A 1,808-nucleotide genomic window follows, 5' to 3' on the forward strand; every position below is an offset into this window, starting at 1 on the left:
GGGGTTTTTTCATTCATGGGGGGGGGGGTTTCCGGCGGGGGGAACGCCCCCGCCAACGGGCCCGGCTGGAACCATTGGCGACGCGTGGGGTGGACCCCGCCCCCAATGGCCCCCTGGGCCGGGGTGAGGCCGGACAACCCTACCATTTGCCACGCCGACGGCCCGGCTGGACCCCGGCGGCACCCGGCCGCCGGGCCGGCCCACCCTGGCCCTATGAGTACGAACCGGGCGCGCCCCGTGCCCACCCTGGGCGGGGCCACGGCTTCCGGCGCCCCCGGTGATGGAGGCCGGGGCCTTCGACCAGGCGACCCTTCCCGGCAGCTACGCCGCCACGCCGCCGTTCGGTCCCCTGGCCGACCGCGATGACGTGCTGGTGTTCGAGACGGCGCCGCTGGCGCGCGACATCGTGCTGGCCGGCACGCCCGAGGCGGTGCTGCACGTCAGTTCCGACCGGCTGGACACCGACTTCACAGTGAAGCTGGTGGACGTGCACCCGCCCTCGGCCGATTATCCCCGGGGCTATGCCATGAACCTGGCCCACGGCATCCTGCGCACCCGGTATCGCCAGGGGTGGGAACGGCCGGTGATGATGGAGGCGGGGGAGATTTACGAACTGACCATCCCCTTCTTCCCCACCGCCAACCGCTTCAAGGCCGGCCACCGCATCCGGGTGGAGGTGTCCAGCAGCAACTTCCCCCACTTCGACGCCAACCCCAACACCGGCGGCCCCCAGGGATGGCCTGGCCCGCTTCTGGTGGCGCGCAACACGCTGCACCTGGACGCGGCCCACCCGTCCCGCCTGGTGCTGCCGGTGCTGCGGTAATGAGGACAGGAGCGCCATGGCCATGCTGAACCGGCGGGGTCTCATCGCGGGCATGGCGGGCATGGCAGCGATGCCGGGCGGTGTCCACGCCGAGGGCGGCGGCACCCTGCGCCTGACCGCCACCGGGCAGGCGCTGCTCCAGGCCGACGTCGCCGCCCGCCCCTATGCGGGCTTCGCGGATGTGGCGGCCCGGCTGGCCACGGCCGACGTGGTGTTCACCCAACTGGAATCCGCCCTGGCCGGACCCGGCGCCGGCCCGCCCACCCGCGATGCGGAACTGGAACACGCGGCGACGCCCGACGTGCTGCGCACCCTGCGGGCGCTGTCGGTGAACCTGGTGGCCACGGCGGGCAACCACGCCTTCGATCTGGGTACGGGCGGCGTGCTGGCGACCCTGGCCGCCCTGGACGCCGCCGGTCTGGCGCACGCCGGCACCGGGGTGAACCGCGCCGCCGCCGCCGCCCCCGCCATCATGGCCACGCCGGCGGGCCGCGTGGCGCTGGTCGCCATGGCCGCCGGCAAGATCCGGGAGGGCGGGGCCGCCACCGGCGATCGCGCCGGCGTCAACGAGATCCGCCGCCGGCCGGACGGCACCTTCGATCCGGCGGACGAGGCGCTGACCCTGGCCGCCATCACCCAGGCCGCCGCCACGGCGGATCTGGTGGTCGCCTATCACCACAACCACTACTGGGCCGACGACCCGACGGCGACACCGGACTGGCTGGCTGCCTGGGCGCGGCGTTGCGTCGATGCCGGCGCCCACGTCTTCGTCGGCCACGGCCATCCCGCCCTTCAGGGCATCGCCCTCCATCGCGGCCGCCCCCTGCTGTACGACCTGGGCTGCCTGTTCTTCCAGACGCGCACCCCCGTGGGCCGCTACCCGGCCGAGGCGTGGCGCAGCGTGCTGGCGGAAATGGTGTTCCGCGACGGCGTGTTGCAAGGCCTGACCCTGGTCCCGCTGGCGCTGAACGAACGGCGGAGGGGC

2 protein-coding genes are annotated in these 1,808 nt (G+C 74.0%); both read left to right on the forward strand.

Features of this window, described 5'->3' with window-relative positions:
* Nucleotides 1–280: 280 nt before the first annotated feature.
* Nucleotides 281–823: a CocE/NonD family hydrolase gene (locus I55_RS07500; RefSeq protein ID WP_044559893.1), complete on the forward strand. Its 543-nt coding sequence runs from the start codon at nucleotides 281–283 to the stop codon at nucleotides 821–823.
* 16 nt (nucleotides 824–839) lie between these two features.
* Nucleotides 840–1,808, forward strand: a 969-nt coding sequence (locus tag I55_RS07505; RefSeq protein ID WP_044559894.1) for a CapA family protein, incomplete at its 3' end; no start/stop codon positions are given.

This window comes from Azospirillum sp. B4 (assembly GCF_000333275.1).
Lineage (GTDB): Bacteria > Pseudomonadota > Alphaproteobacteria > Azospirillales > Azospirillaceae > Nitrospirillum.

Coding starts and splice junctions, on each gene's coding strand:
- I55_RS07500 (WP_044559893.1), top strand. CDS start 281: ATGGAGGCCGGGGCCTTCGACCAGGCGACCCTTCCCGGCAGCTACGCC.